We start from the raw sequence: 6,982 nt of genomic DNA, 5'->3' as shown, positions 1-6,982 counted from the left end.
GATACCCCAATCCGCTTAGTTCAACACCCCAGGGATCATAATGAGTCTCCTGTACGATTAAGGGACCAGTACTCATAATCCGGAACTGATCGAACCAGACGTTTTCGCTTGTCTCGTTCACCAAGAATGTTTCGATGTAGCCATCCTTCCTCACCGCGATCTTCTCAATCAGTTCTTCATGCTTGTTTCTGGCTCTTTTGCTTAAAACTACCTTTCCTTGTTCGTACAGATTACTATCTGCATCATACAAAGCGTAACCCATATACGCTTCGGGTGCAGGTTTCTGTTTAAGTTCGGTAATCACCAGCGCAATGACATTGGCTATCGCAAGTTCGTTGGGGGAGGCGGCCAGGTTTTGCCCATACTCCCCGAGCGTGCGGATGATCTTGCGGTCCATCCCGGTTCGGGCAAAGGTCGCCGGACTTAGTCTGAACTTCTTGGGGTCTACGTATTTTCCAAAAACACCAAGTTCCACACTATCCCCCTCCTGCACTTCTTGGCTTCGGGATGGGCCAAGGATCCTTCCCTGCTCTGCATTGAGCCATGCTACCAAATTACCTCAAAGAGTGTTGTATTGATAATGATGTTTTCCGCACCTGGCAAATTACAAGTTTATCAGTATATAAAGGTAGGATCGCGCGTCAGAAAAAGCTATAGTAAAGCTTTTTAGCGAGAGGCCAGATGGCAGGGCAGCCAAACTACACCTAGTCCTAATCATGATTCTACTACTCCCATAGGGGGATTAAAGCTGGCTTTATTTATCACCATAATGCCCATAGGCACCTAAAATCGTCACGACAATTTTTGTTCCATCGATCAAATATACCAGCCTGTGCTTTTTATCAATCCTTCTCGACCAAGTATTTTGTTGAAAGTGTTTGAGCCTTTCAGGTTTTCCTTTCCCTGTCTCTGGATGCTTTTTATGTTCCTGAATCAAAGAGAAGAACTTCTTTAAAATCGACTTATTTCCTGTTTTCTTCAGCTTCTCAAAATCTTGCAGTGCTTCAAATGTAAATTCAATCTCAAATGTCATATACCAAGTAAATCCTTCAATTGGTCATCAGACAATTTTATTGTTTTACCCTCGGAGTAGGATTGAATACTCTTGACTATTCGCTCCTGTACCGCTGGATCATCAAAGAATCGGTCATTTTTCACATCCTTTGAAATTTCATACACTTTGCCCTTGCCCCGTTGAATAATCACCCGCTCATTCTTATCTATCAGGTCCAAATATTTTTTGAGATTTTGCCGAAACTCTCTTGTGCTAATTACTACCATGTTTTCAAATTTAGTGTACACAATTTGGTACACTAATTTAAATGAAAAGGTTCAGAATAATGGGCAAAAGAAAAATTTAAACCATACCTGTCCCACCCTAAACCTTTCCTTGATTATTTCCTACCTCCAGTGTAGCTCCTTCTCATTATCTTTGTAGTTTGATTTGAGGCATTTAGATTTTGTCCACCCTACAAGCCGTCCCAAAGCTAGTTCCGATCAGGATCGGAATTTTTAACGCCTTGTCATTCCCTCATATCCCTCTAATTGGCTTTATTTCTTCAACTCTTGTATCATCAGCAAATCACAAATTTGTTTTGATACGAAAACGTAATTACAAATTACGCCTAGGCAACGTCTCTTTTAAAATACAACCTAAAACTACACTCAGCTGGGATTTCCCGACTCGTTGACCCTCTAAGAAGACAAACCTTCTTGAATGAGAGACCTAAGTTCAATACTTTTAAAAATTAAAACATTAGCCCAAAAAACTCCTCCACTTTATCCACTATCCAATCCACCTCTTCTGCTTCCAAATAGGGGTTCAAAGGCAAAGAGAGCCCTTCATTAGCTAGTTATCGGCCAATAACAAAATCATCATCAACGCGTTAGGGCCTCATATCGGGAATAATCCGAGGATAATGAATAGCAGTCCCTATCCCTTTTTTTGCCAAAAATGCCTGTAATTGATCTTGCTATTTAGCCCATTCATAGCTTAGTTTTTTCTCAATATCTTTGGAGTTTAATAAGAGCAGTTTGAAATTTACAACCTTAAACTGATTTCTTCAGCATCTGCAACACGGATCTGAAACGAAATAATTGGTATCTCTCAAATTTCCGCTCAAAGAAAATAAAACCTAGTGAATGCTTTTCTAAAAACACCTTTGTTAAAATTCAATTCAATTTCAGTAGGCCCAATTATCCTCCTTCTAGCAACATTCACCTTATTTTCTTAATTTTAGAGATATGAATATTAAGGAGAAAATAAAAAACCGAATCAATGCTATCAGTGACCCGCGCCTTTTAGATGAAATTTTGAAGGCAGTGGAACTCGAATATGAAATTGAACATGTAAATGAACTATCTGAATTAGAGAAAAAGGCCATAGATAATGGAATTTCTGACGCTGAAGCAGGAAATCTATATTCAAATGCTGAAGCTAGCCAATTAGTAAAAAAATGGCTAAAAAAGTAAGATGGACTACAATTGCGATTAATGATCGGGTGGCGATATACAAGTATTGGTTACTGAGAAATCAATCAGATCACTTTCCTGAAAAACTTGAACAACTTTTCGAAAAATCAGCATTTCTAATTTCCATCTTCCCGAAAATAGGAGCCCAGACAAACTACCGGAATGTGTATTCAAAAGTTGTCAGAGAATACAAAATTTTTTATCGAATCACAGAGGATGAAATTCAAATTTTACGAGTTTGGGACTCAAGAAGAAATCCCGACTCGTTGGCCCTCTAAGAAGACAAATCTTCTTGAATGAGAGACTTAATTTCAATACTTTTAAAAATTAAAACATTAGCCCAAAAAACTCCTCCACTTTATCCACTATCCAATCCACCTCTTCTGCTTTCAAATAGGGGTTCAAAGGCAAAGAGAGCCCTTCATTAGCTAGTTTTCGGGCAGCTACAAAATCACCATCAGCACGATAGGGCCTCATATCGGGAATAATCCGAGGATAATGAATAGCAGTCCCTATCCCATTTTTTGCCAAAAATACCTGCAATTGATCTCGCTTTTCGGTCTGAACCACGAAGAGATGGGCATTGTGATCTTCTTCCAAGATTCCTTCGGGAAGTACAAGTTCAGAAACACCCGAAAGCTTTTCTACATACCGCTTGGCAAAGACTTTTCGTATTTTTTGGCCAGATTCAAACTCTTCAATCAGCACATTCAAAAATCCTGCTTGCAGGCTATCAATTCGACTGTTTCGCCCGATCAATTCATGCTGATCTCGAATAGGCTGCCCATGGTTAGAAAGCAAGCGGATCTTCTTGGCCAGAGTTTCATCTTGTGTAAGGCACATTCCTGCTTCTCCTAATGCACCTAGATTTTTGGTCGGATAGAAACTAAGGCAACCGATATCTCCCCACGTTCCCGCCGCTTTGCCTTCCTGCACTGCTCCAAAGGACTGGGCGGCATCTTCGATAACAAAAAGCTGATGCGCTTTTGCCTTTTTCACCAATGCGGACATATTGACCATTTTCCCATACAAATGAACAGGAATCACGCACTTGGTCTTCTCTGTTACTGCCTTTTCCCAATCCGATCGAAGCAATCCCTGCCCATCCGTTTCCCAAAAAATCGGCTTGGCACCTACGAACACTACCGCCTCTGCAGTACTGACCCAGGTCATTGCAGGAACGATCACCTCATCTCCGGGTCCGATATTCAACGCACGAAGTGCAAGCTCAAGCGCATCGGTTCCGTTGGCGCAAGGAATGGCATGAGAAGAATGGAGTAAGGAGCAGATCATAGATTCAAGCTGCTCGACCTCCTTACCTCCAGAAAATATACCCTTATCCAGCAGCTCTGAAAACTTTTGTCTCAGCCGATCCTTTAACTCTGCATTGATTTGGGAAAGATCAAGAAAGGAAATATTCATCAAGAAGTTGGGATAGCTGTTGAGTTAGGTTCTTTCTGGAGAATTTGGCAATCAACTCCGAATCTGCCGAGACGATCTTTCCTTCACAGAGTTTTCGCAAGGCCACCTGCATTTTGACTTGATCAAAATGTGGAATCACCTTCCCCGCTCCCGTTTCCCGAAGGATTTTGGCAGTATCTCCTTTGGGATCCCCGATGGCTAAGACAGGAACTCCTGTGGAAAGGTATTCAAAAACCTTCCCGGGGATATTTCCTTTTGCATTTTTGGTATCCGTAAGAATCAACAGCAAAGCACTTGCATCAGCATAAAACTGAAATACCTCTTCGTGCGCAACATAGCCTGGAAAAAAAACATGCTCCGAAAGCCAGGTATCCTCAGTGACAAAGTTTTGCACCACCTCACTTACTTTGCCCACGAAAGAAATCCGAACAGCTTGCTCGCTGTCTATGAATTCTTCTCGAAAGGCCTTTAAAAGCGGAATGGGATTTCGAATGGAATCAATCACTCCAGTATAGACCAAATGAAAACCAGATTTGGCTTTCTTCTTTTCTTCAAAATCGGCTGGAAGATCATTGGAGTCGAATCCATTGGTCAACAAATCGACTTCTCGCCGAGACAACCGTTCAAAATCCAGTTGAAATGTGGGAGAAATGGTCAAAATGCGATCTGCTTTTCTCAATACCTCCTGTTCAAGAGCTTGATGTTTCTCTCGGATTTTATCCCGCATGGGTAAAGTGTCCAAAAACTCCCATTCAGACCAGGGGTCACGAAAATCAGCCAACCAATAAATCCCCGTTTTCTCTTTGAGTGCTTTGCCGATCAGATGCATGGAATGAGGCGGTCCAGTCGTAATCACCGCCTGAAACTGTCCGTTCTCCACCAAATCAGTCAAGAATTTAACCGATGGCTTCACCCAAAACACACGCGGATCAGGGACTAATAAATTTGCGCGGGCCCAAATACCAACTTTCTCAAGCAAACTTTTATCCTTTTGCTCCAAAACCCTTGAGGGATGATTTTTCTTTCTTCCTCGCAGTTTCGCAAAAATAGAGTAGGGTTCCCAAATCGGAAATTTGATTACCTCTAGCGAGGGGCTGATTTCTTTTTCGAGGGAAGGGTCTTTGATGTCAAAATCAGGATTTTCGGGAGTAAAAATAACAGGTTCCCAACCAAATTCCGGAAGGTACTTGGCAAATTTCAGCCATCGCTGCACGCCCGAACCTCCACTTGGCGGCCAATAGTAGGTAATGATGAGAACTCTCTTTTGCATACGTACACAAAGTACAGTCTCGCTGTGACAAAGACCAAGATTGAGATAAAAAAATGAGAGGTTAACCTTTATTTCGGTTTTTGGTCAGATTAAATCTTAAATATTCTGGAAACAGACAAAAAGGAAATGACAGGGGTTAAAAATTTAAACAGGGTTTAAGGCAGCCCTGAGCGAAGTCGAAGGGTCCTCGACTCCGCTCGGACTGACCCAATTTTCTGTACAAAAATCGTTAATCGCTTTATTCCCCCTGAGCAAGGGAATAGCCCCTCACTCCATCAAAAACACAAAGATGCTCTGTCTTGATAAAATCAAAACCAAGGTCTTTGATTTGCTTTAACAGGTCCAAGACCTGCTCATGGGAAATTGCTCGCTGATCGTCGGTTTTGAATCGGCATCTCCAGTGGTCCGTGCAAAAAGTCTCCCGCAATCCTTCAGGGAATACTTTCACACCCCTATTAGTAATTAAGTGAAGCTGTAAACCGTCCGCATTGGCTTTGCGCAAGCGCTCTCCGATGACATTGGGATCGCGATTGTCTTCATCCCAATCAATAAACACATCCACCCCAACCAGTTCTTTTTTGGCTTTGGTCTTTGGAGTCAATTTGATTTGCATAGGCTGAGTAGCTTCTTCTCCGAAAACCGCCGGCTTCATTGAAGAAGGTAGCTGACCCAATCGCTCGATCACTGCATCAGCAAATTCTTTGGTAGTCGCTCTTTTGGCAGACAGTCCTTCTTGATAGATGTCTCCCGTATGAATACCATCTTCTAAGGTCTTCATCCAGGCATTGGAGATTTTTTCAGCGATTTCTGGCATTCCTATGTGAACCAACATCATCACAGCTCCATTCAATAGACCTGATGGATTGGCAATGCCCATTCCTGAAATATCAGGGGCTGATCCGTGAATCGCTTCAAACATGGCCACTTCCTCACCCACATTGGCAGAGCCACCCAATCCGACAGAACCCGTCACTTGAGCTGCGACATCGGAGATGATATCACCGTATAAGTTAAGCGTCACAATCACATCAAAAGTCTCTGGGCGATCTGCGATTAAAGCTGTGCCGATGTCAATGATTTTATGATCAGCTTCGATTTCAGGATATTCTTTAGCTACCTCATTAAATTTTTTATGGAATAGACCATCGGCCAACTTCATGATATTGTCCTTGGTCATGCAGGTCACCTTTTTACGACCATATTTTTTGGCGTATTCAAAAGCATAACGGATAATTTTCTCAGAACCGGGCTCAGAAATCAATTTAAGTGTCTGATATACCTCCTGTGTTTGACGGTGCTCGATTCCAGCATATAGATCTTCCTCGTTTTCACGGATGATCACAAGGTCTGTTTTTGGAAAATGAGTTTTGACAAAAGGAGAATAGGCCTTGCAAGGACGCACATTGGCATAGAGGCCGAATGATTTTCTGGTCGTCACGTTTAGAGACTTAAAACCTCCACCCTGCGGCGTGGTAATAGGTGACTTCAAAAAGACTTTGGTCTCACGAAGAGAATCAATTGCCTTGGGCTCCATACCGGAAGAAATACCCTTGAGATAGACTTTTTCACCGATTTCGATGACATCATATTCCAGTTGGGCTCCAGCGGCATCGAGAATCCTGAGGGTGGCATCCATGATTTCCGGTCCGATTCCATCTCCGTAGGCCACGGTGATTTTTCTTTTTGAAGACATATATCTTGTAGTTTTAGTTTAAAATTTTTCTACTGCAAAAGTAAGTAAAAAAAGCTAGATGAAAGGGGCAAAATTGATCAAATTAGCATTATGAATCCTATAAGTTGTCTTTGTAAACGGCATTA

Annotated in this window: 8 protein-coding genes; 2 read left to right on the top strand and 6 right to left on the bottom strand. The window is 42.0% G+C overall.

Features of this window, described 5'->3' with window-relative positions; all coding sequences use genetic code 11:
- The 3 genes from BLQ57_RS08475 to BLQ57_RS08465 form a co-directional block, all read right to left on the bottom strand.
- The coding region (locus tag BLQ57_RS08475) for a hypothetical protein (protein WP_175444654.1) at positions 1 to 553 on the bottom strand (553 nt) is incomplete at its 3' end.
- Positions 554 to 754: 201 nt separating this feature from the next.
- Positions 755 to 1,033, bottom strand: coding sequence for a Txe/YoeB family addiction module toxin (locus BLQ57_RS08470; RefSeq protein ID WP_087938824.1), 279 nt, complete (start codon positions 1,031 to 1,033; stop codon positions 755 to 757).
- The gene (locus BLQ57_RS08465; RefSeq protein WP_087938825.1) at positions 1,030 to 1,281 is read right to left on the bottom strand and encodes a type II toxin-antitoxin system Phd/YefM family antitoxin; all 252 of its coding nucleotides are present in this window, start codon (positions 1,279 to 1,281) and stop codon (positions 1,030 to 1,032) included. Before BLQ57_RS08465 ends, BLQ57_RS08470 begins: the two co-directional genes overlap by 4 nt.
- Positions 1,282 to 2,244: 963 nt before the next feature.
- Here BLQ57_RS08465 and BLQ57_RS08460 point away from each other — a divergent pair.
- Both BLQ57_RS08460 and BLQ57_RS21660 read left to right on the top strand, forming a co-directional pair.
- Positions 2,245 to 2,472, top strand: coding sequence for a hypothetical protein (locus BLQ57_RS08460; RefSeq protein ID WP_087938826.1), 228 nt, complete (start codon positions 2,245 to 2,247; stop codon positions 2,470 to 2,472).
- The gene (locus tag BLQ57_RS21660) at positions 2,457 to 2,750 is read left to right on the top strand and encodes a type II toxin-antitoxin system RelE/ParE family toxin (protein WP_087938827.1); all 294 of its coding nucleotides are present in this window, start codon (positions 2,457 to 2,459) and stop codon (positions 2,748 to 2,750) included. The genes BLQ57_RS08460 and BLQ57_RS21660 overlap by 16 nt, the downstream gene beginning before the upstream one ends.
- 49 nt (positions 2,751 to 2,799) lie before the next feature.
- Here BLQ57_RS21660 and BLQ57_RS08450 read toward each other — a convergent pair whose 3' ends face one another.
- The 3 genes from BLQ57_RS08450 to BLQ57_RS08440 all read right to left on the bottom strand — a co-directional run bounded on the left by BLQ57_RS08450 (position 2,800) and on the right by BLQ57_RS08440 (position 6,857).
- Positions 2,800 to 3,894 (bottom strand): DegT/DnrJ/EryC1/StrS family aminotransferase, encoded by a 1,095-nt coding sequence (locus BLQ57_RS08450; protein WP_087938828.1) that lies wholly within the window; start codon positions 3,892 to 3,894, stop codon positions 2,800 to 2,802.
- Entirely contained in the window at positions 3,875 to 5,164 is a 1,290-nt protein-coding gene (locus tag BLQ57_RS08445; RefSeq protein WP_087938829.1) for a glycosyltransferase family 4 protein, read from the bottom strand. The genes BLQ57_RS08450 and BLQ57_RS08445 overlap by 20 nt, the downstream gene beginning before the upstream one ends.
- A gap of 238 nt (positions 5,165 to 5,402) precedes the next feature.
- Entirely contained in the window at positions 5,403 to 6,857 is a 1,455-nt protein-coding gene (locus BLQ57_RS08440; protein ID WP_087938830.1) for an NADP-dependent isocitrate dehydrogenase, read from the bottom strand.
- Positions 6,858 to 6,982: the final 125 nt, after the last annotated feature.

Source organism: Algoriphagus faecimaris, from assembly GCF_900101705.1.
Lineage (GTDB): Bacteria > Bacteroidota > Bacteroidia > Cytophagales > Cyclobacteriaceae > Algoriphagus > Algoriphagus faecimaris.
The sequence above is the reverse complement of the archived record's forward strand: the minus strand, read 5'-3'. Positions and strand labels throughout refer to the sequence as shown.

Excerpts from the sequence above, each read along its gene's own strand:
- BLQ57_RS08470 (WP_087938824.1), bottom strand. The coding sequence starts at position 1,033 with ATGACATTTGAGATTGAATTTACATTTGAAGCACTGCAAGATTTTGAG.
- BLQ57_RS08465 (WP_087938825.1), bottom strand. The coding sequence starts at position 1,281 with ATGGTAGTAATTAGCACAAGAGAGTTTCGGCAAAATCTCAAAAAATAT.
- BLQ57_RS08460 (WP_087938826.1), top strand. The coding sequence starts at position 2,245 with ATGAATATTAAGGAGAAAATAAAAAACCGAATCAATGCTATCAGTGAC.
- BLQ57_RS21660 (WP_087938827.1), top strand. The coding sequence starts at position 2,457 with ATGGCTAAAAAAGTAAGATGGACTACAATTGCGATTAATGATCGGGTG.
- BLQ57_RS08450 (WP_087938828.1), bottom strand. The coding sequence starts at position 3,894 with ATGAATATTTCCTTTCTTGATCTTTCCCAAATCAATGCAGAGTTAAAG.
- BLQ57_RS08445 (WP_087938829.1), bottom strand. The coding sequence starts at position 5,164 with ATGCAAAAGAGAGTTCTCATCATTACCTACTATTGGCCGCCAAGTGGA.
- BLQ57_RS08440 (WP_087938830.1), bottom strand. The coding sequence starts at position 6,857 with ATGTCTTCAAAAAGAAAAATCACCGTGGCCTACGGAGATGGAATCGGA.